The 23,618-nt window shown below is 39.0% G+C and carries 21 protein-coding genes; 11 read left to right on the top strand and 10 right to left on the bottom strand.

Going from position 1 to position 23,618, the window contains the following annotated elements:
- Positions 1-331: 331 nt before the first annotated feature.
- Entirely contained in the window at positions 332-2,419 is a 2,088-nt protein-coding gene (locus FLL46_RS01325; protein WP_142891617.1) for a winged helix-turn-helix domain-containing protein, read from the bottom strand.
- Positions 2,420-2,493: 74 nt separating this feature from the next.
- Here FLL46_RS01325 and FLL46_RS01320 point away from each other — a divergent pair, with 74 nt between their 5' ends.
- The 4 genes from FLL46_RS01320 to FLL46_RS01305 all read left to right on the top strand — a co-directional run bounded on the left by FLL46_RS01320 (position 2,494) and on the right by FLL46_RS01305 (position 4,985).
- Entirely contained in the window at positions 2,494-2,760 is a 267-nt protein-coding gene (locus FLL46_RS01320; RefSeq protein WP_142891616.1) for a hypothetical protein, read from the top strand.
- A gap of 334 nt (positions 2,761-3,094) precedes the next feature.
- Entirely contained in the window at positions 3,095-3,328 is a 234-nt protein-coding gene (locus FLL46_RS01315; protein WP_142891615.1) for a hypothetical protein, read from the top strand.
- Positions 3,329-3,382: 54 nt separating this feature from the next.
- Positions 3,383-3,640, top strand: coding sequence for a hypothetical protein (locus FLL46_RS01310; protein ID WP_142891614.1), 258 nt, complete (start codon positions 3,383-3,385; stop codon positions 3,638-3,640).
- A 175-nt stretch (positions 3,641-3,815) separates the two neighbouring features.
- Positions 3,816-4,985, top strand: a complete 1,170-nt coding sequence (locus FLL46_RS01305) for a hypothetical protein (protein WP_142891613.1) — start codon at positions 3,816-3,818, stop codon at positions 4,983-4,985.
- Positions 4,986-5,486: 501 nt separating this feature from the next.
- On the opposite strand, the gene FLL46_RS01300 is transcribed toward FLL46_RS01305, so the two are convergent.
- Positions 5,487-7,031: an MBL fold metallo-hydrolase gene (locus tag FLL46_RS01300; RefSeq protein WP_142891612.1), complete on the bottom strand. Its 1,545-nt coding sequence runs from the start codon at positions 7,029-7,031 to the stop codon at positions 5,487-5,489.
- Between the two features lie 290 nt (positions 7,032-7,321).
- Here FLL46_RS01300 and FLL46_RS01295 point away from each other — a divergent pair, with 290 nt between their 5' ends.
- Positions 7,322-9,616 (top strand): winged helix-turn-helix domain-containing protein, encoded by a 2,295-nt coding sequence (locus tag FLL46_RS01295; RefSeq protein WP_142891611.1) that lies wholly within the window; start codon positions 7,322-7,324, stop codon positions 9,614-9,616.
- A 179-nt stretch (positions 9,617-9,795) separates the two neighbouring features.
- On the opposite strand, the gene FLL46_RS01290 is transcribed toward FLL46_RS01295, so the two are convergent.
- Positions 9,796-10,239, bottom strand: coding sequence for a MarR family winged helix-turn-helix transcriptional regulator (locus tag FLL46_RS01290; RefSeq protein WP_142891610.1), 444 nt, complete (start codon positions 10,237-10,239; stop codon positions 9,796-9,798).
- Positions 10,240-10,336: 97 nt separating this feature from the next.
- Here FLL46_RS01290 and FLL46_RS01285 point away from each other — a divergent pair, with 97 nt between their 5' ends.
- The 3 genes from FLL46_RS01285 (at position 10,337) to FLL46_RS01275 (ending at position 13,809) form a co-directional block, all read left to right on the top strand.
- Positions 10,337-10,801, top strand: coding sequence for a hypothetical protein (locus tag FLL46_RS01285; RefSeq protein WP_142891609.1), 465 nt, complete (start codon positions 10,337-10,339; stop codon positions 10,799-10,801).
- A 69-nt stretch (positions 10,802-10,870) separates the two neighbouring features.
- Positions 10,871-11,242, top strand: a complete 372-nt coding sequence (locus tag FLL46_RS01280; protein ID WP_142891608.1) for an antibiotic biosynthesis monooxygenase family protein — start codon at positions 10,871-10,873, stop codon at positions 11,240-11,242.
- A 191-nt stretch (positions 11,243-11,433) separates the two neighbouring features.
- Positions 11,434-13,809 carry a hypothetical protein gene (locus tag FLL46_RS01275; RefSeq protein ID WP_142891607.1) on the top strand — a complete coding sequence of 792 codons (2,376 nt, stop codon included), beginning with the start codon at positions 11,434-11,436 and terminating at the stop codon, positions 13,807-13,809.
- 402 nt (positions 13,810-14,211) lie between these two features.
- On the opposite strand, the gene FLL46_RS01270 is transcribed toward FLL46_RS01275, so the two are convergent.
- Together FLL46_RS01270 and FLL46_RS01265 are read right to left on the bottom strand one after the other, a co-directional pair.
- Positions 14,212-15,069, bottom strand: coding sequence for a LysR family transcriptional regulator (locus tag FLL46_RS01270; RefSeq protein ID WP_142891606.1), 858 nt, complete (start codon positions 15,067-15,069; stop codon positions 14,212-14,214).
- Between the two features lie 451 nt (positions 15,070-15,520).
- Entirely contained in the window at positions 15,521-17,158 is a 1,638-nt protein-coding gene (locus tag FLL46_RS01265; protein ID WP_142891605.1) for a M23 family metallopeptidase, read from the bottom strand.
- A gap of 551 nt (positions 17,159-17,709) precedes the next feature.
- Here FLL46_RS01265 and FLL46_RS01260 point away from each other — a divergent pair.
- Together FLL46_RS01260 and FLL46_RS01255 are read left to right on the top strand one after the other, a co-directional pair.
- Complete coding sequence (locus FLL46_RS01260; RefSeq protein WP_210418562.1) at positions 17,710-17,946, top strand: DUF4291 family protein; 237 nt, start codon at positions 17,710-17,712, stop codon at positions 17,944-17,946.
- 82 nt (positions 17,947-18,028) lie between these two features.
- Positions 18,029-19,018, top strand: a complete 990-nt coding sequence (locus FLL46_RS01255) for a transposase (RefSeq protein WP_142891604.1) — start codon at positions 18,029-18,031, stop codon at positions 19,016-19,018.
- 147 nt (positions 19,019-19,165) lie between these two features.
- Here the strand turns inward: FLL46_RS01255 and FLL46_RS26885 are convergent, their stop codons facing one another.
- The 5 genes from FLL46_RS26885 to FLL46_RS01235 form a co-directional block, all read right to left on the bottom strand.
- Entirely contained in the window at positions 19,166-19,324 is a 159-nt protein-coding gene (locus tag FLL46_RS26885; protein ID WP_168203993.1) for a hypothetical protein, read from the bottom strand.
- Between the two features lie 110 nt (positions 19,325-19,434).
- Positions 19,435-19,860: a hypothetical protein gene (locus FLL46_RS01250; RefSeq protein WP_142891603.1), complete on the bottom strand. Its 426-nt coding sequence runs from the start codon at positions 19,858-19,860 to the stop codon at positions 19,435-19,437.
- A 215-nt stretch (positions 19,861-20,075) separates the two neighbouring features.
- Positions 20,076-20,831: a hypothetical protein gene (locus tag FLL46_RS01245; protein WP_142891602.1), complete on the bottom strand. Its 756-nt coding sequence runs from the start codon at positions 20,829-20,831 to the stop codon at positions 20,076-20,078.
- 26 nt (positions 20,832-20,857) lie between these two features.
- On the bottom strand, positions 20,858-21,220 hold the full coding sequence (locus tag FLL46_RS01240) for a hypothetical protein (RefSeq protein ID WP_142891601.1): 363 nt from the start codon (positions 21,218-21,220) through the stop codon (positions 20,858-20,860).
- A gap of 110 nt (positions 21,221-21,330) precedes the next feature.
- Complete coding sequence (locus tag FLL46_RS01235) at positions 21,331-23,103, bottom strand: WD40/YVTN/BNR-like repeat-containing protein (protein ID WP_142891600.1); 1,773 nt, start codon at positions 23,101-23,103, stop codon at positions 21,331-21,333.
- A 205-nt stretch (positions 23,104-23,308) separates the two neighbouring features.
- On the opposite strand from FLL46_RS01235, the gene FLL46_RS01230 reads away from it, so the two are divergent.
- Positions 23,309-23,584: a hypothetical protein gene (locus FLL46_RS01230; RefSeq protein WP_142891599.1), complete on the top strand. Its 276-nt coding sequence runs from the start codon at positions 23,309-23,311 to the stop codon at positions 23,582-23,584.
- Positions 23,585-23,618: the final 34 nt, after the last annotated feature.

The following is a 23,618-nucleotide window of genomic DNA, read 5'->3' as shown; positions in this document are numbered from 1 at the left end:
AGTGGTGTGCTTTTATTTAGAAGTTGGGTCAAATAAGAATCTACCTATTTGTTGACTGTCTGATTATTTTCATCATTACCTAGGCGTTTGCTTTTTGTGCGGCTAATATCAGTGCAGTTCGGCCGCTACCGCTCCGCGATATTTCGGCCCTTCGGTAGGCGCACGGCCATCCTTGCCGGTTCTCCCTAACAACGTTTCATTAAACCAATAACTAAATTCATCACGACTCTTAGCCAAGCAATTAAATTGGAGTGTCAGATCTCATTAAACATTGCGCTTTAACTTGTTGATTTTAAAGAAGTTAAAACTGGGGGGGGGTGATATTGGTTCGCTACTCAGGATCGTCGCTATGCTTTAATTTAAACTCAATCAAATTATTTTGTGCTGTCACCGTATGGACTGACACCATAAAGTCTTGCGCGTAATTCATTGAGAAATGATCACCCTTAACTTTTTTAATCACCGTTTTTTCATCGCTGTTTAAATCAAGCCGAGTCAAGTTGTCATTTTCAATATAAAACAATGAATGGTTAATCACATCATACAGATTAGAATGAAATTGAACCGTTGAAAAAGGTGCTGGTAGAATTTTTTCGACACCGGCATCTGTCTGTCGAAAAAGCCAATCTTGATCATCAATTTTTCGTAAAAAATAAAGTGTTCCGTCCTGATCTGCTTTAGGTAAAAATCCATTTGTAATTTCCTTTGCCTCGAAATCTTCAAACACAGACAAGTTAAGAAGGCTGGTTCCCTGTTCGTTTTTTTGACTCACTACTAAGTGGCGACTGTCAGAACTAAATGTAAAACCTTTAGTGACTCCTGAAAGGCTATGTAATATTTCTCCTTTCCGATTTTTAATAAATATAGTGCTACTTAAGAGGTAAGCAATTAATTCGCCATCAGGAGAAACAGCCATATCTAACACACGGCCATTCCTTGGTAGTTCCGCAATTTTGGTGACTCTATCTCCAACCCTGTAGTAAAGATGATGTTGCAGGTTTTCGACCAGTGAAAAAACAATACTGTTATTTTTTCCTTTGACAACCACGCCTTGATATTCGTCAAACACGGTTACTAACATATCATTGGTTGTATTATTGTTCAGGTCGTGCAGTACTACTTCCCTGTCCATTGTTGGGCCGCGGACAAAACCAATCGTGCGCTCATCAATGGCAAACACATATTGAAGTTGTTCGACTTCTTGAAAGACAACAGGTGTACTTTTTACATTCCCATCGATGATATTAACAATTTCATAGCTTTCATCTGATTGTGCCACAAGCTGATCCTTATTCAGCCATGCGATAGAGTATAAAGGATGCTCATAAGATTTAATTAACTGATCAGTTTTTGTGGTAAAGTCATAAACTCTTAACTCGCTGCCTATGCCGGTTGATTGGCGAAGATACGCCATTCGCTGGCTTTCAGTGTGGTAATAAATATTATAATCGCCGTAATAAGTGTCATTGGGTTCGGTAATAAATGTGTCTTCTTCTGTCCAAAGATTTAGCTTTACAACCTGGAAAGGCTCCACCCCGAGCCTTGACGATAATAACAGGCTAGTTTCAGAAAGCCATTGAGGCGTACGGACAAGCTGCGAGGGTTTACAACGATAGACTGTTTTTTTATCGCTGGTTTTTAACGAAGTTGTATCAAAATCAATGGTAATGACTTCGCAAAAGGTTCTATAGTCAGAACGAACCCACGCGATTTGTTTACCCGATGGCGAGAAACCTGGCTCGGTGTTTTGGGTATATGCTCTGGTTTCATTGGTAAGCTTTTTATGGGTCTTTGAATGTCGCAAGGTCACGGTCAGATCCCAGGTAGAACTATTTTGAGCCTGACGTGAATAGACAATGACTTTACCGTCAGGTGATGCTACTGGTCTTTTAGAGCCAGCTTTCCAACTGGTGAGTAACTTGGGTTCAACGGCCTCAAAAGTTTCTGATTTAAATGCGCCTGAAAAGCCAATAATTAACGAAACGGTTAGCAAACTGGACAATACACCGCCTTTAATCAATGAGCGCTGCGACGGTGCAAGGCCGTAATAATGCGGGGTAACTTTGGGCCGAAAAAACAAGTAATTGCGAGCGCTAGACTGGATCATTTGTAAGTCTTTATCTAAGCCTCTATCGCCAACAAAATCACGCAGCTTGTCAATACGTTTTCCAAACGTGTTAAGATTGCATGGACTATCTTTCCAAAGAATATCGATTATCTCTTGTCTGGATATATGCTCTCCCTGCCTGCTTATCAATAACTCAAGAATTTCTCTTTCATACTTGCTCAGAAAAATTTCCGTTCCATCAACAACTAGCTTTGCGGTTTTGGGATAGTAACGGCATCCTTCAAACTCAAAATAGTAAACCCTCTTTTTATCGATTTTTTCAATGCCAGGATTTTTCAACAAATTCAGCATATCCGTGCCGTGTTCCCCTGTATATAATATGAGTTCCCAACAATATATAAGAGACAGTAAAACGGAGCAACAATGTGAAACAATCCATTCGATTAATTTTAATTTTTATCTCATTGACAGGTATCTCGTTTTCATGGGCCGAGGAAAAAAACGAGTCTGAGCAAACAGAATCATCATCAAACGAAACAGCAAATTATTATTACTACTGCAGCCCTTATCCTGATTGTTCGGGAAACAGTGATCAATCAAACTCTGAAACGGGTAATCCTGAATGGCTTAAATGGTTAGAGTCGTTAAGAGGCAATGCCAAAAATAATAATGAGTCAGAACAAAAACAATAACTAACTCGTACTAAGGGATAATAAAACGAACAGGGAATTGGCAATTGATGTTCAAGTTGGGATTGATATCGTTAATAATGATATCAACAAAAATATTTTCTCACCCTCACTTTCTTTATTAGCAGTATTTTACAGCAAGAATATTAAACGAATTCGTTATTGTTCCCACTTCACTAAGACGAATTAAAAACGAAACACGATATTTATCTCAATTTATTTCGTTTTCCTGATTTCATCACTTACCATTTCTTTACTTTTTAGCCGATGTGTTTCAAGACGTAATGCCTGACTTTAAATTCTTTTATGTCAGGTAGAAACACGATGGGGAGTAAATATGAAACGAGAGAGTTTAACCAGTCTTGAACAACTTAAGCAGTTAGAGAAAAAACTTAACCAGTGTCAAAAGGAAGTTCGTGAGCTGATTCAGTTAAAGCAACCTCCGGTAGTCTCCGCACGGTCGCTTATTAATATCAAATTGAGCGGGCTAAACGACTATGAAAATGACAGACTGAATGCCATTTTAAATTCGATGAGTTTTTCTGAGAGAACGAATGCATCAATTAGTTGATTTAAAAAACTAAACCAAGGATAAAATAATTTTAATCACACAAAGGAACTGTCAATGTTAAACGGTTTACAAAATTGCTTTTTAAAACGGATAGATAAATCTAGCATCTTTTATATTGGTGTGATGGCAGGCATAGTTCTTAGCTCGACACTCAACACTTGGCTTGTCTGGCAGGATGCAGAAAAACAAAAAAAGTTTTCAGACAAACTGCTACAAACTTATATTAATAGCACAATGGAAATCGAAGAGTTACGTGCTTATTGCCAAAGGTGCAGTAATGTTTCTCGACATCGTTTTTTGATCAGAAGGTAATCATTGGAAAACACGCTGAGAAAATAAGATAAAGATTTCTTAACGGTTGTTTTATTGGTCATGGAGATTAAATCAAAATAACTCAAGAAAAGATTTGATCCCCTTGGGGATCTTACTTACCCTCTTTCTGAGAGGATTCTAACTTTAACATATGGAACTGAAATAAGGATATATAATGAAAACATTTATCAAAGCAGCATTCGGCATAATTGCCATTCTATTTTTCTCCAGTGGCGTCTTTGCCAAAAATTATTTGAAGTACGCACGCAATACCAGTGATAGTGTTTTAAGGGGAAACATTATCGCGCAATATACCCGTGTGATGGACCCGACCTCTTGTCAATTTAGCCCAACGCAAGCGCTCGCCTCGCGAGGGGATCAATGTGAACCCACGATAGAAGTAGTGCCGCCTTCCAGTCCAGAAATTCACTACTTTGCGAATGATGCACTTAACGAAGTTATCAAATACCGCGCGTCAAAAAGTGCTAACGGGCTTCTGATAGTCAGGCAGCCATTAAACGCGAAAGAGAAAGAACTCTCTCGCATTGTAAAAGAGGGGCGCGCCAAAGTGGCACAAAACTTAAGGGATTTTGAAGCAGAGTTTGAGGCGGAAAATGGCGGAAACAAACCTGTTCCCAAGGCCAAAATGGTTATTTCAGATGGTAGTGCTTCGAGCGGTCCAGATTGTACTCAGGGGGAAGCCAGCGAATTGATGGATAGTTCATTGGATGCGCTTAAAAATGAAGTTGATATTTATATTCGAGAGCAAATTAAAGCGGGTAATATACCCGTTTATTCCGAGGGGGATACCGATATTAAAAGTTTGAGTCTTGGGGTATCTTTCGGACGTAGTGGTATCGGTGGCAGCGCGGGTGTACAACTGGTTTTCAACGACAACCAGTTTACCCAACTCAGTACCAGTGATGGTGGGTTGATTTACTATAGTTTTTCTAATGGACAACCTTACCTGAACCTTGAAAGAAGCCTAACTCCACCAAGAGGTGCCCTAAACGGTAGAGCGGAGTTTAGCAAATATTTTTCTCGTAACGGGAATTGGGGACCTTATAAAAGAGTTGGTGAAAATATTGTCGATGAGAAAGATTCCTGTTTTTTTCAAGAGATGGAAGCGGTCATGCAAATAATCGCTACACCCATTGTCGATAAGAGAGGTGCTAATGCCGGGTTTGCTGGCCAATGTGTCGGTGGCGCTTTCCACAATGGTGATATGGTGACCTTTAATTACTGGACTCAGAGTGCCACCTGGAATAATTCCGTGATAGTCATCAGCATGAAAAAAGTGACGGTCACTGTCAATCGAAGTACCTATAGTTCCATGTGCCGTTAGTTGAAACGCACACTATTTATTTAATTTGAGTGCACCATCAGTAGAGGCTTGTTGTTTAAGTCTCTGCTGTTAGGCCGATGTTAAGAGTCTCCTTATGATATGCGTGAAACACTGGGTCTCTATTAAAGACGTATACGGAGGCTCATGAGCAGGACAAATTTTTGAAGACAAAGAGAGATATCAGCGGAAACAAGAAGCTCCCACCTAAAAGTTAGAACTAAATTCAGACACCCTCACTTTTAGCCAATTTATACTCTCTGTAATGTATAAATTAAAACTTGGATGTCTTGTCATTGGTTTCTGCGAGTTCAGCCAATACTTCATTTTTGTACTCGTCATACTGATCTAGCATGCGTAGCTAAGTAATAACCTCTACCCTCTCCACCAGAGTAGTGATTAATACTCATTCTGATTTGGTTGCCATCCACATCAAAAACCACTTCTTCAGCTTCACCGTCTTCAGTCTAGCCGGTACCAACAAGTTCTCTATGCCTGTCTCTGCTAATAAAAAAATAGTCGTTTTAACAGCGTTTCTTTCGAAGGGCGACTTATTTTTAATGCCTCATCTATCTCATCTTGATTCAGTATCCTTGCATGATGAGACGACACATATTGATCGACCTCCAACTCCAGTTGATTGAGTTTATTCGTTAACACATCAAGCCTATGGTAGGTGTCAGAACTCGGCCAACTGCTTCGAGAATGGAAGGCTTTTTGAAAGCTACTGCCAAACATGTCCTCGGTGAATAAAAGTTTATGCTCGGGTAGATAAATTGCCAGGTTGTGGTTGGCGTGACTATTGGGTACATCGATAAGCATTACCTTGCCATCGGCCAGGTAGCTTTTCTCTGCAATTGGCACAAATCGGTCATCAGCCAAAGGCTTTGGCAGGTGTTGCTGAACCGATGGAATATCCGATGGATGAATGACTAAGTTAACGCCTTGTTTCAATACATCGCTCAGGCCCATCATATGATCATGATGATGATGAGTCACAATATGTTGTCCAACCGGCTTGTCACTTCCTGTCTTTTGCCTGAGTAGATCCAATCCTTTTTGCCAGATATGTGATTTGCTGTCCATACCCCAGGCACCAGCTGAAATATAGTATTCACCTGCATCAATAAACAAGGTATATGCCCAGTCTTGACCCACAAAGTAAACGCCCTTCGCTAACTGCCTAAAAGTCAGTTGTGACACATCCACAGCTTGAGTTTTTGGTCGCAATTTATAGCCGGAAGGAAGGTTGAACTGGCGGTCCTCGGCTGAATTAAAACGGATTTTGCGGGAGTCAGTATGATAAATGGGCTTCTTTGCCGTACTCACCAAAAGCTGTTTAGCCCATGTGATACCCTGGGTTTGACGATGTTCTAGAAAGTCATAACTGCGAAATTGCGGGCCTCGCTTTCTAAGCAGCCGAGTCAAATAACCATTTTTTTGATTAAGATAAACGACATATTCATTATCAGTACCTGAATTCACGGAGAGTACATCGTGGGCTTCACCTTGAATGTAAGCAATATCTGTCCACTCGCTGTTGCTTCTGTCTTGGCTGAGTTGCCTGATGATCAACGGGTCCAGCAGTTGGCTATTCCCCATATCTGTATTGCCATAATTGATGTTTTTTGCGGGTTGATATTGCAGTAAAGCATGATCGACTGCATAGCCTTTGCCGCCAGTAAAGACTCGATGCGTAACGGTCGGTACGTTGCTACCGGAACTGCCGACTAACCTTGCGGTGGCTTGTTTAAATACTTTGCGCTTGTTAATCAAGTCTACAGTTAATTCGATCCGGTATTCACTCAGGTAGGTAATCATTGGGCCTTGTAAAGAGTGACCACTTTGCCATTGGGAGTAATGATTTATTTTATCCGTCAGACTCAGGCTTTGTAATTGAGTCAACCTGTCACCACCGTATGCCTCAACAGCCTTATTAATAATGCGGTTTTCCCTATCGCCTGCCAGCAGCGCTGAATTGAAATTCGTTAGCACCATTATTAGTGCCCCCAGCGTCAGTCTTTTTAAATAGCTATTTTGGTTGCGCATTTCATTTACTCTTTAACTATGATTTTTATCAATACCCATCAGCAATACCGGTCATCAATACCAGTCATCAATACCAATAGGGTGTCGTGATTCGAAAAGGCATATTTAATGAAAAAGCAGGCTCTGATGGCCACAAAGACAGGCTTATGAAATGCTGATGAATAGCTGATGGTCGCTAATTACATGGCCTTCACGGCGATTCTATTCCCAAACTCAGGTTCCTTAATTCTCGACAGTTAATTTAATTGCGCATACACTTCCGAGCCTGGGTTTACTTATGTAACGAGCAAATGGTAGAAAAAACGATATTTTACATTAATGATTTTCAGATTGATGTGTCTCGTTCTGTCTTAATAAAAGGTGACCGCCAAACTCAGGTTGAGCCTAAAGTTCTAAAGGTATTATTCCTCTTAGCCCAGCGACAAAACGAAGTAGTGACTCACCAGGAGATCATGGAGCAGGTCTGGCAAGGCGCTGAAGTGGTCCCCAATGCTTTGCAGCGTTGTATCGCTATATTACGTAAAGAGTTGGGAGATGATGCCAAATCTCCGACGATAATAGCGACTCACCCCAGAATTGGTTATCGACTACTTGCACAAGTACGCTGGCAATCACCGCCTGTTGCTCAATCAGGATCTGAGGCAGAGACTAAAGCTAACAATACAGGAAAACATAAATTTCCTGGTTTGCTGCTGATATCAACTGCCTTTGTATTGACAGCTTTAGCAATTGTGCTTTGGCCTGATACTCAACCCAATCGGGACGTTCTAACTAACAGTGACGTTCTTCAAAATCAGAGCTCTATTCAAAATCAGAACACTCTTCAAAACCAAGACTCTCTAAAAAACCAGGACTCTCTTCAAAATCAGGATTCTCTAAAAAACCAATACACCCAGATAAAACCGTTAACTCAAACTGATGCCCATGAGTCTCACGTAGTATTCAGTCCTAACGCAGATTACCTGGTTTTTAATCGTTATGCGGGTTCATGTAAAAGTCATATATGGGCAAAGCATTTGGCGAGCGGAAAAGAAACCCAACTAACCTCTCAGCCCAGCTTTTTTGGATCAGTGAGCTTTACTGGTGACGGACGCGAACTGATATTTGCAGCAAAGAACCAATGCGACAAGCTAAATAATAACCAGCAGAGCAAGATAGACAAACAAATGTGCTGGAGCCTCGCCACATTAGACTTTTCCCTATCGCTAACATCCCCACAAATTCCTAACTTTCGCCATCAATGTCAGGCTGACAAATTACAAACGCCAAAAGCACTATCAAATCATCAATATGCTTTTTTACAGTCTGAAAACCGTCGATATCAATTAATGCATTACAACGACCTCAGCAAAGAGCTTCGCTCTTTATACACTTCAGAAACACAATACATTTATCATTTTGATTATGACCCTAAAAACAAACGCTTTGCAGTGATCAGTCGCGATAATGACTTTAACAACATACTGGAGTTGTTAGATGAGAATGGCCAGGTTTATAGCCGTGAAACGATCAAGCTCATACCAGGAATGAGCCGCTACCAGCTATTCGCCGGCAATTTTGAACCAGAAGGAAATTATTTACTCGCTGTTAGTAATAACAGACTCTATAAAATGTCATTAAGCGGGCAATTACAATGGGTGCAAACACCGACAACCAATTTGATATCTGTGGTTAAACATCCTACAAAGCAAACTTTGTTGGCAGTACAAGGTAAAAAAGATATCGATATTGCCCAGCTTAGCCTGGGAGAAAAGCCATCGCTCGGAGAAAAGAACTTCGCACAAGATCAATCAGAACTAGGCCAGGCCGAATCAGATTTAAACCAGGCTGAATCAGACTTAAATAGCATCACGTTACCCTTTTCGAGTTTTGCGCGATCTTCAGCTCAGGAACGTCTAGCACTCTACCAACCAAACGGAGATAAGGTGGCGTTTATTTCTGATCGCAGTGGCGATGATCAACTGTGGATTTGGCACAATGGTAAGGCTTCTCAATTGAGTTTTGAAACGACTCAAAATACTATCCAAAGCTACAGGTGGTCGCCGGATGGAACTCGATTGTCGTGGGCTTCCGGCGATAAAATAGTTATTACAGATTTAAATGGGAAGGTAGAGTATTTAAACACCCATAAACCAATCTATTCCGTTCTGTCCTGGTATAAAGAAAATCAACTTTTAGTTTCGCTAAGTGACCCCCAGCCTGGGGGGTTGTATCACTTGAATCTGGAGCAAAACAAGCTGACTCGTTATGGCGTCAATCAAGTAGAATCAGCCTGGGTTTTGCAAAACAAAATCATCTTTCGCAACACCAATGGAGAGGTCTTTACTCGCTCTGTTGACGTTGACAAAACCGAAACTAAACAACTTTCTGACCTGAATAGCAGAACAATATTTATTGCTGACCGGTCCATCTATAGCGTTGATAAAAATAGCTTGATGCTCAACCAATATAACTTAGACGGACAACTGACTAAGCCGATGATGCGCCTGAAAGCAACGGCCTGGAAAGCAACAGGGTTAAAAGATGAGCAACTGCTACTAAGCCAGTTTATCGCCATTGATCACGATATCGTGATGTTAGAGTAAATGTGTTAACTATTAGTCGTTAGCTTTTAGCCGATATTATTTAACTCCTTGATTTTTAAAAGATCTAAACCGGGGTGTCTGTTTAGTTGCAGCTGAATTTTTTTATCTTTTCTTTCTTGAAATTAGTTTTCTCATTTTTGTGGGTAGAGTGTCCGTTAGTTTTTTGAACACTCAATGCATCAGGAATCTAATTGACTAATCAGTTTTTCTAATAGAGAAGAAACTAACTTTAATTCTTTTTCCTTAAAATTCTCCGCTATTGAATTAACCCACGGTATCTGCTTTTGCATTGCTTGCTCATAGGCTCGCTTTCCCTTGCCTGTAAGCTTCATTAATTTAGCACGTTGGTGCTTTGGGTTTGGTTGAGTTTCCAGTAAACCAGCCTGAATCATTTCATTTGATAGTCTTTGTACTGCTTGTCTTGATTGGCCCATCATTCGAGCAATATCTGACACTGTCATTGGCCCAGGTCCATTTGACAATGCGCCAAGTACCTTCCAACGGGCACTTGTTAGTCCTAAGTCATTAATTAACAGGTCGCCTTCTAAAACCAGCAAGCCATTTAGCTTAAATGTTTCCAGAATGATATCGGTCATTAAGCTTCCATTAGTTGTGTGTTTCATTATCAGCCCCTTTTAATTTACGACAACATGTTGTCAAATCTGTAATTAATGTATATAGTGTCAACATGTTGTCATTTTATACAAAGCGAATAAAACAGTGAAGAATAAAATACATCCTGTCGCATCGATTGTAGCAACTTTATGCATTGCTTCTTTTTTTACTATGACTGTTTTCGTTGAGTTGTTCGGATCGCACGAAGCCATTGCGACTGTAAAAAGTTTAATTGTGATGCCAGGTTTGTTTATTCTTATTCCTGCATTAGCGATAACAGGTGGCACTGGTTTTGCCCGTGCGAAAACCAGGAAAGGTCGCTTAATTGATAGCAAGTTAAAGCGAATGCCTTTCATCGCTGCGAACGGCTTACTTGTGTTGTTGCCTTGTGCGATATTTCTGAATCAATGGGCTTCTTCTGGGCTGTATGATACAAGATTTTATACAGTCCAAGTTGTCGAGTTATTGGCAGGAGCCATCAATCTGACATTGATGAGCATGAACATGCGAGACGGCTTAGTAATGACGGGCAAATTGCGACGAAAGAAACTTAAGACTTCCCCAAAATAGAAAAATTGAGAGAAAAAGATTTCCAATAAGCTGTTAAAACGCCAAATCAAAAGATAAAGGAGAAATAGAATGGTTGCTTTTAAAGAACTTAACGATGCTGTAGGAATTGCAGATCAGATACAATCCAACGAGGATGGTTCTGTCGTTCTCATTAATGTATTTACAATTGATCCAGCAGACGAAGATGCTCTTATTTCTGCATGGTCTCATGATGCGGATTTTATGAAAGAGCAACCAGGTTATATTTCAACACAAATGCATAAAGGTATAGGCGGTAGTTCTACTTATATTAACTATGCAGTTTGGGAGAGTGTTGAAAGTTTCCGCAATGCTTTTACCAATCCAGAGTTTCAAAATCGTATTGGTGAGTATCCGTCAAGCGCCGTTGCATCACCGCATTTATTTAAGAAGATAGCTGTCAAGGGGCATTGTGTCGCATAAATAAATGTGGCCTGCTGCTATGCAGATTGTTATGCGGCACCATCCATAAGCAAAAGTTCTACCCCGAAGTCAGCCGCCGCTTTATGCAGTCGGCTGCAATTTCTTGTTTTACTCGTTCACATTAGCACTAGATCCATTTTATAATCTGGGTCGAAATTTTATTTATAAATAAAAGGAATGATTACTAAAAAATGGTAAATTTAAGAAGCATCACTGTATATATTTTATTTCTAGTGAGTATAACAATATTGGGAAAAGTAGTTGCCGCCCCTTTAGACAAAAGTAGGTTTCGAATTGATGCACCTGACCGTAATGGAGAAGTCTTTCTCGCCGGGGTTTACATGTACCGACCCACTTATACTCGAAATGATCCGAGAGATGGCCAAGGTTGGGATAAAACCAGTTTAGAGGCACATTTTCGATGGTTGTCACAACTGGGCGTCAACCTGATTCATACTGATGACATCCGAATGAAGGACAGAGACGACACTACAACATTTTTGGCATTAGCAGAAAAGTACAATTTAAAAGTAATCTGGCAAATTGGCGATTCATTTGTTAATAGAAATGACGCGGGGCCGACTCTAGAAGGCTGGTGCTCTCAAAGGTGTGTTAATGGCGCATATTATGCGGGACGTAAAATTAAAGAGTTTCAGTCGAATAATACCAACATTTTAGCCTATAGCGTCAACGAAGAACCACACCATAATCCAATAAGTATCGAACAACCATGCTTGACCAACTACACGGTTACTCTTGCGGATGGAACAATAGAAACCAGAGTCCGAGTGGATGAAATGTGTTTTCTGATGAACTATTATGAAAAAATTATTTATAACGTCGTACAGGAAGGTGGAACTAATGACGTTCCACTGTTCCTACTTCATAACAAAACTCAAACAGCTCAGTTTATTAAAGACAACTACACCGGATACGAAACCAATGTCCCTATATTGACGGGCAGTGATCGCTATTTTATGGCGAGAGATGAAACTTATTTGTTTAATCCTAACAAAGCATTAAATTTATTCGATAACCCCGATCTCAACAATAATGAAAATAAAGGTATCATCGCATTTCGGAAAAATAAGCTTGAACCACAAACTTTTCTATCTGTAATTTCCGGAAATTCCCAAATAATATTTAATGACGACGGAGAACTCGATATTAGCTTACCCGGGTTTAACTATTACGCTCCCAAATATGCCATTCGGGCTCAAGTTTGGTTAAGTATTGCAAATGGCAGTCACGGAATCATGGCCTGGAGTGCCGACGTACTTGATCAAGATGCGACCAGCAATTTGAAAATATCGAATATGGTAGGGCCTGATCATCGTGGTCATCGCACGTTATTTGAATACGCCGAAACGATTCGTGAGTTACAAAAGTTTGGTTGGATAATCAACAGAACAGAAAACCCAGCAACCGATAATTCGATATTGGCGGGCAACGACAACATGATTGTTTCCCATTCATTGAATATTGAAGGTGTTCCCAATGGAAAGCTATACGTTGTAGTCAACAAGAAGATCTCCACTGACACCCAAGCCAGTAGTATTGACGACGGTCGATATAGCTTCAATAGTCAGGGAGAATTGAGCGAAGAAAGCTTTCCACCAATAGATGAAAGCTCGACTATCCAATTTAGCACCAGTGTAAGCTCAATATATAATATCGCTACCGGTGAGCAATATAGTTCTGGTGACACACTGACTATTGAACCAGGTGCTGGAATTATGTTGTTTAAGGGCACTCTGGCTGATCTTAACAATATAAGAAAATTGTCAGGTATAGCCAGCACATATAAAATTAACGGCACCCTATCTGGCGATCTAGATAATAGATATCTTAACAAGCGTATTGTTTTTCCCGCAGCACCTATAAAAGGAACCGGAAGTTACGTAATTGACGGTTTATTTCAGGAGCGAGAGTTTGAACTAGATAGACGTTACCGACTTCATGCTGCAGTAACAGGTAAAGATGGTGCATCTTTCCAAGCGAGAATATTTGGCTATCAAAATGGTATCCAAACAGCCACTTCAGATATCGGAATCAGTGAAACACTTGTCGGCTCTGATATCACCAACATTGTCAGTGATGACTTTACAATAACTTCTTCGGAAGCTGATACGGCGCGAGTATATTTCTATCATCAAAATAAAACGGGAGAGCTTACAATCCATGATGCCTGGTTAGAAGATGTCACTGATGAAACTTCCTTTTCATCCTACTATAAAATTAACTACGGAATTTCATTGAGTCCCAATAAAACTTATAAGGTTTATGTTGAAGCAAGAGAACTAGAAAACGAAGATAGCAACATTGGCGTAAGATACTTGGCATTTAACAGTCAAAACCAGATTATTGAGACTAAAGACATTCCGGGAGTCGTCTGGGGAACAGAGCTGACTAACAACTTTCAGTTTGTCACCTCTGACGAATCTAAATTTAATGTTAGCCATCCTGATGTGGCTTATATAAGAATAGCTATATACCGACCTAACAAGAACACAAAACCTGATAACACGATTGTTTTGAGAAACGTTTGGGTTGAAGAGATATTATAATAATTCGACTGAATACCTTTGAGTAGATTAAGGCCGCCCCTACAAGCTTATCCCAAGCTGTCGGAGCGGCTATACGATAAAACCAGAGTGTCTGTTGTTAGTAACATCTATTGTGGATAGACTGTCTGTAATTTTTTTGTTTCTTTTGTTTGAGTTTCGTTTTCTAGAATTTAAATCGGGGTGTCTGGTATTAGTTTGTTATTCTCTGTTTTCGTTAACTGAGCATCGCGATGGAAATACAGTTAATAAGCTGGAGGAAATGTTAGATGTACTGCGGTAACTTGTGAAATTATCTATTGTAATAGGCTTATTAATTTAACTTTAAGCCTTTTAATAACAGTGAGTTACAAAGTTAATCTTGTTAATAAAAAATTTTTTATCAAACAATAGAAATGAATACTTTTAAAGGTACTTAGGCATATTTTCCAACAAATGCGTAATCACCTCCCGTTGAAGGTTAGAAATATAGCGGTTTTTTATGTAGCTAAGAATGATGGGAGATTGAACTGTTTGTTCATGTTGAACTATTTCAATTTCGTCGTCTTCCTTAACCATGTGTTTTGATACAATGGCTTCCCCGAACCCCATTCTGACCCCATCAATCAATCCATAAACATCGTCATAAAAACTTCTATCAAACTCAAGATCACCCATCCCTTGTTGCTCAAAGAAATCATAAGTTGTCATGTCATGAACGTCATGATCTAAAAAACATGGTGTTAGCGTCCTAAACTTAGGAGATCTGTTGCGGATATGTACCATAGTTTCATTTCCGACAAACACAGACTCTTCGCCAGGTTCTCTTGTTTTCTCATAGGTAAGAATGAAATCCACTTCGCCAGATATCAAAAGAGAAGGCAATTCTCTTAGTTCTCTAGACAGAAACTCAGCCTTTAATTGATGAGCAGAGTTAATTAGCGGAATAAGAGCCGGCATTACAACAGAGCGCATGACAGAGCTAAAAGCTCCCACGCGAATAATACCGTTGGCCATTGCACTTTGACCAGTAACATGATTCAACGCTTCCTTTTCACGAATCTCTAGATCTTTAACATAGTCAAACAAGTACTTTCCAGATTCTGTTAATGCGATCCCGTCTGTGCTGCGAATCAATAAGTTGGTCCCTAACTCTTGCTCTAGCTTAAGTACTCTCTGCGACAATGCTGACTGAGTAATACATAGAACATCTGCTGCCTTACCAAAATTTTTTTCGATGCCCACTTGATAGAATGCGTTAAGGCGATCTGTGTTCAATTTCATTTGCTTATTTCTCTTACTTCGAAGCTAAAAATATATAGGAAGACCATGAAATCAACTCAATAAAAACCTATGTTCTCTATAAGAATGGCCAGAGCTGAGGTAGAATTTGAATCGGACTTTAATCTTTCTTCTAGAACTATGAATAGTACAAATTCTCAATAGTGAATTCAATGGGGCCACCCATTGATTCATTTATTAGACATACAGGTATTGTGAAAGCTCCGATTATTGTTCGAGCGTTTCCCCAAACAATATAATCTGGTACTGTTTGTTCAACGTGATTTATAAAATCCCGAGCTAGAAAATAGATTAATACTTCAACGTTAATAAATCGATGAAAAATATTACAGACTGAAAGAGAAAAATCGTTCTACAGGTTAAAGAACTAAGCTAGCAACTAAAAAGGTAGCGACACACTACCTTCTTCAGCAATCAGTTTATTGTCACCAAATCATTTACGCCATACGCCTGCATAATTTGTTGTTGGATGACCGTCAATCCCCGTTATCAAACTTGTTGAGTAATCAAGCCCGTCATACTCATTATAAAATATTTGAAAGTCTGCAGCGGTTAATCCATGTTTAGCTCTAACCGAATTGGAAGTAGGTTTAGAAGCAAAAATTGCCGTGTAGTTATTTTCGCCATCATGTCGATAAGCATTTAAATAAACTGGAAACTTACCCGCAGCTTTTTCGCTAGCATAAGTAAGATTATAGGCAATAGATGTCATAGTAGAGCGAATTCTCCATGCGCCAATATCTTTCTTATGATAAAGCACGGTATAACGTCTTTGCCCCCCAACAGAAACCACAGAAACACTAACAGGGCTCATTCCTTTCAATTTAGCTTCATCAATTAGATCAAGATGTTCTGCAGGAGTTAAATCATGTCCAGCGAGAGCTCCAAGCGGTTTTTTTTCAAATATCACTGCATATCGAACTCCTCCGGCCGTATTGTAAGAGTCAACATGGACAGGAATATAGCCTTTTTCTTTTGCCTGATCAGTTTTCAATTGATAATCATTCGAAGTCAATCGACTATAGCTACGCCACTTTACGTTAGAAGGTTTCCAGATCATATTTAATCGAGTGGTATTGGCAGCAGTAAAGCCATCGAGCCAGACAGGCTTGAAACCAGAATCAACCAGATGCTTAAAATAGGCGCTGTAACCTGCAGAATTAAAGCCATGTCGTACATGTTGTGATTTCAACGTACGTGGAGCCCATAGTAATATTGATCCTTGAGACATATCCGTTGGAATAACATCATCAGCAAAACTTTTCCAGTTCCCATAAGGATCATCATCTTTTATTACTGATGCAATCCCTCGTTTAAACTTAATTGGCTCAGCATTTTCTCCATCGACTATATGGATGTGTAAATGTGGCCCACGTGAATTTCCACTATTCCCTAACAAGCCAATTCTCTGTCCCTTCTTTATCATTAAAAAACCAGGTATGTTAGAAGAAATCCCCGTAAGAGTTGGATGGTCATTTCCAGGAATACTATCAAGTCCAAGCTCATCATAAGTCGCAGTATTTCTTGGACAAAGCTCCCAGGGAATAGTACCAGGGATCATATGCGAATAACGTACCCGAGTACCATCATCATGATCAACCAAAAGATAATTTCCTGACTTCGGTATAGTACGATTCGGTATATCTCGAATTCTAGGATGCACCCACATTCTAGCTTCTTCATCTTCTCCATTAATAAAAGACCGCGGGTTTTCTGGTGCATTTCTCCAGCATCCAACAACAGTTCCATCGCGCATTGCATAAATCGGCTTTCCATAACCAACAGTATGCTCATTAATTATTATATTATTAGTCACATCTGCATCTTTAATAAGCTTCGTCCAACGTCTATTGTCAAAATCATATCGCATGGCTGAAATATCAGAACCAAGGCTCTGAGACTCAGAACCATGGTCATGCTTTTTAGTTGTTAGCTTTTCATTATCCGCAAAATCTTCTCCTTTAAAAGGTAAGTCGTATAAATATTCAGCTCCACTAACTGTCATAGTAAAAATACTCGCCGCAATTGAAAGCAGCATTTTTTGTTTCAACGAAATTAACGGTTTCATCATTAAAGTCCTTTATTGCGCAACCAATGACTACATAAAGTCCCTGTTATGCGCTAAATTGATAAAAGTTGTTTTAAGGTAATAAAACAACGGCTTGTGTCTTTTCTTAATGACCAAAGCAATGTTAGATGTACCGCGGAAGCTTGTGAAATTATATATTTTAATAGGCTTATTAATTTAATTTTAAGCCTTTTAATAACAGTGAGTTACAAAGTTAATCTTGTTAATAAAAAATTTTTTATCAAACCCGAATTCAACCAATAAGTGCACAAATTCGTTGTTGAATATTTGGTTAGGTGTTAAGTAACCTCGCGTTTTTCTTGGTCGATTGTTGAGATTTTCTACCACTTGTTTAACTTGATGCCAAGTGACTTTAGCGAAATCTGTTTGCTTTGGAAAAAACTGCCTGAAGGGCTTTTAAGAAGTATTAAGAGGCCAAATCCTATTTGAATAATTTTGTGTGGGTGTCGTTTAGTTTTTCGTTTAATATTGAGTTAAGTTGTTGGGCTCGAAAAAACGAACCCAACCTACCGAGCTCAACTTAGGTTTAATTAATGGATATTCCTGTAAGACAAGTTCGCGCAGTCTACAACGATAAAACTATTCGAGTATACCAAGCATACAATGATGCGATTGCTAATACTGCTTTAGAGCACGGCACCTTTCTATCACCTCCTTTTAAGATGGAACGCATGACCTGGATTAAACCTTCTTTTCTTTGGATGATGCAAAAAGTAGTCAGACACTCAACTTATAGTCAATATCTTACAAGTTTAAAAGTTCTTAGATGATAGCCTTATCGGCTTTTCTCGATTGAGATATCTTTGTTTTACTTCCACAATGAACTTTCAACTCAGTCAAGGAAGATATTTTATGGCAGTCGCCAGACGGAACCTGGTAGATAAAGAAACGCCGGGCTTTTATCACTGTACCAATCGATGTGTTAGACGCGCCTTTCTCTGTGGTTTTGATAAAGAAACAGGCAGAAATTTCGATCACAGGAAAGCCTGGCTGGAAAAAAGAATGTTCGTATTATGTGAAATCTTTTCGGTCGAAATCTATGCCTATGCCATTATGGATAATCATTACCATATTGTGCTTTACCTTGACCCGTTAGCTCCGCAACAGTGGTCCGATGAAGAAGTGGCTGAGCGGTGGCTTAAAGTCTATCCAAGCCGTCTGGATTTGCCTGAGAATGCTCATCTTCGAGAAATGAAGAAACTCGCTATCATGGATAATCCTGAAAAACTTAAAGAATACCGAACAAGGCTCGGTGACTTATCCTGGTTTATGCGAAGGCTGAACGAACCACTGGCTAAACTTGCCAATCAGGAAGAGTTTTGTACCGGCCGATTCTGGGAGGGAAGGTTTTACTCTCAAGCATTGCTGGATGAAGCGGCAGTCTTATCATGTATGGCCTATGTCGATTTAAATCCCGTCAGAGCCAGAATCACCGAAAAACTAGAAGAGTCCCACCACACCTCAATCAAACAACGCCTTGATGATATCCAATCACAAACTAACCAATCAAAACTGGATTCTCCGCTTGAAACCATAGCTGGCCATATTAGAGAAAGAAAACTCAGTATCACCTTGAGAGAATATACCGAGCTGGTTGAATGGGCTGGTAAATCAATTATCCATCCTGACAAGGCGGCTATCCCACCCCATGTTGCTCCGGTACTCGACCGACTCAACCTGCAACAAAACCATTGGCTCAAACAAATTGAAAGTTATGGCAAGCAGTTTTATCGAGTGGTTGGCTCCATTAATAAAATCAGGAAACGAGCCACGGAATTAAAACTAAGATATCTCCGTGGAATTTCTGCTGCCCAAAAACTTTATAATTCAATCGCTAACTAATTCAATTATTAGCTTCCCTACTGACCTAATTTCAACATTGAAAGGCTTTTTGCCGTTTTATTTCTTCTCCCCCCTAACTTATTCAGTCAAAAGGACCATATCAAGACCAAAAATCAGCATATATTCAAGCTAGCTCTACAGAACTTTTTATCTTTTCTTTCTTGAAATTAGTTTTTTAATTTTTGTGGATAGAGTGTCTTTTAGTTTTACTTTTACAACCTGGATAAGTTCCTTAATCTTTTCTTGTTGTTGCTCAACGTCTTTCTTCAAAAGCGCTACTTCTGTTTCTAATGAATTTTTAGGCATCGTTTTTTCCAAATAAAAGACGCGCCGAAACCTACGGATATACCGTACGACGCTAGTGTTATTGCTTTTTATTTAAGGGAGAAAAAGAATTTCGGGTATAAAAAAAGCGTCTAATTTGACGCTTTTGGTTTGGCTTTTACTGCTGTATGCTTCTCGGGAATTTTCAAGCACCAAAGAGAATCTTCGGGAATAGTTCCATCTTTGTCTTTAATTATTTGCTTTTCTTGCATACAAACTGTTTCTTCAACATTATCAACTTTAAACGTAGTGACCGTAGCCCTACCTTTTTGCACGGCTTTTATAGCCTTATCATCGTTCTGAACAATCTCGAATGTTCGAGAAAAAGGAAACAGTTTAATTCCTACAAATCCTGTTCCATCCGAAGGTTTATATATGTTTGCAATCGCTTCAGTGCAGACTTTAGTTTCCATGTCACAACTTAACCTAAAGGCGTGTTCGTCAGCATATACAATAGTGGACCCTGGACCAGATACAAGATGCCACTTGCCTGTGACCATCAATTTATTATTATCCATGTATATGTCTGTATGAATACTTTCAACTTTGTGAGAGTACGCGGAAATCGAAAATGTGAGTAACAGCAATAAAAATGTAGTTTTCATATTTTATCCATAAAAAAAGCCGCGTCCCGTGAGGGCGCAGCTTTCAACATAGTTTTTTTATGGGCCTAATCTTAACATCTTGTTAACAGAATGCAAATATTTTTTAAACTGCCTGTGGATAAATTATTTTACGATGGTGGTTCTCCAAACAATCCCTTAACCTGAGAGGGCATTTCCTCCAACTGATTTAATCCCCAGAATACATTATGATATTTAATAACATAAAACCTTACAGGATATGAATCTTTCGCGTATCTTTCTAGACGCCCCATCTCTACTAAAGCCCAACCGATTAACTTCATCTGTTCATGGACTCTAAACGCTCGAGCCAAATCGGCGTCAGATAGATATTTAGTAATGGAGAATGTCGACGCTTTTGCTTTACCCCAATTCATTATGTGTTCCCCGACGTTTCTTGCGCTTGGCTCTCCCTGCCTTACCAACACAAAATCTGACCGTAAGTTCGCATGCAAATATTCATCAGCCATTTTGATGAAATATCTTAAGCTCTCGATTTGCATTACATGTTCATTATGTTGAATAGTTTGCTGCAATCCATCATTTGATGTTTTCATTTCCCCGCGTGCTAACTCCATTTCTTTACGAGCCAATGCCATTTCGTGCTTGGTCATACTGACAGATATAATTAACCATACAACAGCAACAAATGCGACAAGAGGGTTTAAGAACCCTCCAAAAAAATCTCCAGTAGCTCCCCAATCACCAACTTTCGATGATGCTTGAAGAGTTCCAAGATTAATCAAATATGCGAAAACCAATCCCACTACTACAACTGCGAAGGCAACTAGTGTGCCTTTTCCCATTCGGATTAACGATTTAATTTCTGGATCTAAACTTGATGTATTTTCAGTTACTGGCTCCATGTTAGTTCCTTTCTATTTTTCATTTATTAATCACAAAGATGAGAGATAACCCTTTTGCCAGTAGTAATAAGTGCACTGGCTTGATGTCGGCTTATTCTCATCGCTTCACCTATTTTGCTCACGTTGTAATCTTCGTGATAATGTAAATATACAGCGGTCTTTAAATCTAAATCCAGTGAAGAAATAACTTTATCAATTTGAGTTGCTCGGTCATCAGTAATGGTAATTGGTTGCTTTATCTCATTTGGGTTATATTCCCAGTCTAAAGGCGCACCGGCCAACCTTCTATATGAAGTCATCTTTGGATAACCAATGCCTGGATTGTTTTCAGTTCTGGCCCATAAGCCCCACTGAATTAATTCTTGATGTATGTCGTCAGAATTACTCATACTTTTTACCAAAGTTTTAGATTGAAAGTCGGGTGTGATTATCGGAGGTTATGACAAGGAACACATCCGAGTCGTAAATTTTCAAGAATCAATACAATGGGATGAGAATATTAAGGAGTAGTTGGCTTATTAATTAGATTTTCTATCGGAAATTGAGCCTGTTTACCAAACTCGAGTCCATGATGTGTTAATGCTAAAATTTCTTGGGCAGAACAGTTTTTCAATTGCTCTTCAGAAATAAGAGAAAACAATTGAACTCTAGAAAGATAAAAATCCGCTAGTTTAATTTGGTAGCGGTAGTTATTTAGTAATACCTGAACTAAAAAAATTAACAAACCTAATATAGAAATTCTAATAATAAGCTGAGTAGCCTTGATAAATATCGCTTGCTTATTTTGCTTATTGGCATCAATTGCTTCTAAAGCAGAATGTAGAGTATGTATATAACTTTCAAGTCGTATGGTAAAACTATCGAACTCATTAGGAAACTTATCTAAGATTATTTTTAATTTGCCTTCAATGATTTTAAAATCAACATTTCTAGCTTCTATATCTTCTATTATTTTTTTAATTTCCTGAATATCAGGCTTACTCGGCTCAGATAGTAACAAATAAGTTGGAGAATGCTTAGCAACAGGGAGCAGTTTAATCGAATCTGAACTTAAAAATACATTAAAAAAACCTTCCGAAGTTATCCTATCTAAATGTTTAACCGGCCCATAACTAATTTGGGTCCAGACTCGAGTCCTACCTTCGGAAAAAAATATTTTTCCACGGTCAGTGATAACAAAGATCGTCTCCCCAAAAGGCAGAACAGTATGGATTCGATGATCGTCAGGGAATCCTAAATCAAACCAACCTTTCGACGCTCCGGCTCCGTTTCTAAAGTATAAGGCACGATAGATATTTGCTAAAACTTCATTTGGCGACACGTGGTAGAGTCTATTAACCGAAATCATGCCCTGTATTTTTAATTTTTTAAGAGTATTTCCTACCAGCTCGAACCAACCCGCACCTACTTCATTATAATAAATCTGTTTAGGGTCACGACATGAAAAATATCCTAATTCCTTTTTTATTCCGCCTGTCCAGGACTTTCCACCATTACTTGTTTGGAATAAAGTACCTTTATCCACATACACGCCATTACCTTCTGAATCAAATGTCCGACATCTATCTGAAGGTCCGGGTACAAATGAACTTGGGAACATCCCAACTTCTTTGAATTTTCGAATATGATCTGTAGAATGAATTACTTTATAAGAAGTAGATAATACTTGGAGCTCATTCTTAAGATGCCTTGAAATTGAGAGTACATCTCCGCAAATTATGCAATCTAACGCAGTCCAGTTTAAACCATCATTCGTAGATATAAATAATTTGCTACCAAATACTCCAACTAACTTATCAGATATATAAATAACATTCTCAATGTTGCCTCTGGGTACACTTTCCAATTTACTCCATTTCTTACCACCATCAATTGTCCTATACATGCTTAATGAATCCGTAATAAAAAAGCCATGATTTTTATTCCTGAACGCCATATATTCGAGAGTGGCGCTTTTCTCAGGTAAAATTATTTTTTGTGGTCTTAAAATAAACTCAGGTAAATCGTTAATTAGCTGGTCTATTTTTCTTTTAATATTATATTGTCTCTCCGCTAGTTCAACTATTGGATCTTTTTGGATCCACTTATCAACATTAGATATCCAATATGGAATGAATACGAGAAGAACAGCTCCTAATATTAACAAAGCAATAATTCCAATAAAATTATATAGGGACTTGAGTCTTGCTTTTTTTTCTAGGTCTACGAACTGTTTTAATATAGGTGAAATTGTATCAGATAAAGGACTTCTATAATTTTTACGATCATCCATGACTTTTACTCTAAAAGAAGCGGCAACCTAGCTTTCGATTACTCTCAGATTCTAGTTCAGCTTATATCAATACTCAAGTTTTTACTAGGTTCTACAAGAATAACCTTTAAATCACACCACTTCATAGTTACTATAATTGCGTCAGTGATAGCTTGCCTCTTAGTCGCAACAATATATTTATAAATGAGATAAAAAGGAACGTCCAATGAAAGTATTCATCAGCTGGTCAGGCGAATTAAGCAAAGAACTGGGCGAAGTATTCCGAGACTGGTTACCCAGCGTTATCCAGAGTGTAAAACCTTTCTTTACGCCCAATGACATTGAAAAAGATTCCAGGTGGAGCAAAGACATTGCCCAAGAACTCGGAATCACGGGGTCAGATTCTCTGAATTTATCAAGGCTTCGTTCACTTGAACTGATTAGATTCTCCACCACCTCCCAAACGAAGCGGGATTTCAGCGAATCTGACCCCGTGATTTGAGCCGAGTGTCCGTTTGTTTTCTTACGCTTCCTAA

Origin of the sequence: Aliikangiella coralliicola (assembly GCF_007004725.1) — a bacterium.
In the GTDB taxonomy this organism is placed as follows: Bacteria; Pseudomonadota; Gammaproteobacteria; order Enterobacterales; family Kangiellaceae; genus Aliikangiella; species Aliikangiella coralliicola.
The sequence above is the reverse complement of the archived record's forward strand: the minus strand, read 5'-3'. Positions and strand labels throughout refer to the sequence as shown.

Coding starts and splice junctions, on each gene's coding strand:
- FLL46_RS01245 (WP_142891602.1), bottom strand. CDS start 20,831: ATGGAGCCAGTAACTGAAAATACATCAAGTTTAGATCCAGAAATTAAA.
- FLL46_RS01310 (WP_142891614.1), top strand. CDS start 3,383: ATGTTAAACGGTTTACAAAATTGCTTTTTAAAACGGATAGATAAATCT.
- FLL46_RS01280 (WP_142891608.1), top strand. CDS start 10,871: ATGGTTGCTTTTAAAGAACTTAACGATGCTGTAGGAATTGCAGATCAG.
- FLL46_RS01240 (WP_142891601.1), bottom strand. CDS start 21,220: ATGAGTAATTCTGACGACATACATCAAGAATTAATTCAGTGGGGCTTA.
- FLL46_RS01230 (WP_142891599.1), top strand. CDS start 23,309: ATGAAAGTATTCATCAGCTGGTCAGGCGAATTAAGCAAAGAACTGGGC.
- FLL46_RS01235 (WP_142891600.1), bottom strand. CDS start 23,103: ATGGATGATCGTAAAAATTATAGAAGTCCTTTATCTGATACAATTTCA.
- FLL46_RS01325 (WP_142891617.1), bottom strand. CDS start 2,419: ATGCTGAATTTGTTGAAAAATCCTGGCATTGAAAAAATCGATAAAAAG.
- FLL46_RS01295 (WP_142891611.1), top strand. CDS start 7,322: ATGGTAGAAAAAACGATATTTTACATTAATGATTTTCAGATTGATGTG.
- FLL46_RS01270 (WP_142891606.1), bottom strand. CDS start 15,069: ATGAAATTGAACACAGATCGCCTTAACGCATTCTATCAAGTGGGCATC.
- FLL46_RS01290 (WP_142891610.1), bottom strand. CDS start 10,239: ATGAAACACACAACTAATGGAAGCTTAATGACCGATATCATTCTGGAA.
- FLL46_RS01250 (WP_142891603.1), bottom strand. CDS start 19,860: ATGGATAATAATAAATTGATGGTCACAGGCAAGTGGCATCTTGTATCT.
- FLL46_RS01265 (WP_142891605.1), bottom strand. CDS start 17,158: ATGATGAAACCGTTAATTTCGTTGAAACAAAAAATGCTGCTTTCAATT.
- FLL46_RS01260 (WP_210418562.1), top strand. CDS start 17,710: ATGGATATTCCTGTAAGACAAGTTCGCGCAGTCTACAACGATAAAACT.
- FLL46_RS01300 (WP_142891612.1), bottom strand. CDS start 7,031: ATGCGCAACCAAAATAGCTATTTAAAAAGACTGACGCTGGGGGCACTA.
- FLL46_RS01275 (WP_142891607.1), top strand. CDS start 11,434: ATGGTAAATTTAAGAAGCATCACTGTATATATTTTATTTCTAGTGAGT.
- FLL46_RS01255 (WP_142891604.1), top strand. CDS start 18,029: ATGGCAGTCGCCAGACGGAACCTGGTAGATAAAGAAACGCCGGGCTTT.
- FLL46_RS01305 (WP_142891613.1), top strand. CDS start 3,816: ATGAAAACATTTATCAAAGCAGCATTCGGCATAATTGCCATTCTATTT.
- FLL46_RS01315 (WP_142891615.1), top strand. CDS start 3,095: ATGAAACGAGAGAGTTTAACCAGTCTTGAACAACTTAAGCAGTTAGAG.
- FLL46_RS26885 (WP_168203993.1), bottom strand. CDS start 19,324: ATGCCTAAAAATTCATTAGAAACAGAAGTAGCGCTTTTGAAGAAAGAC.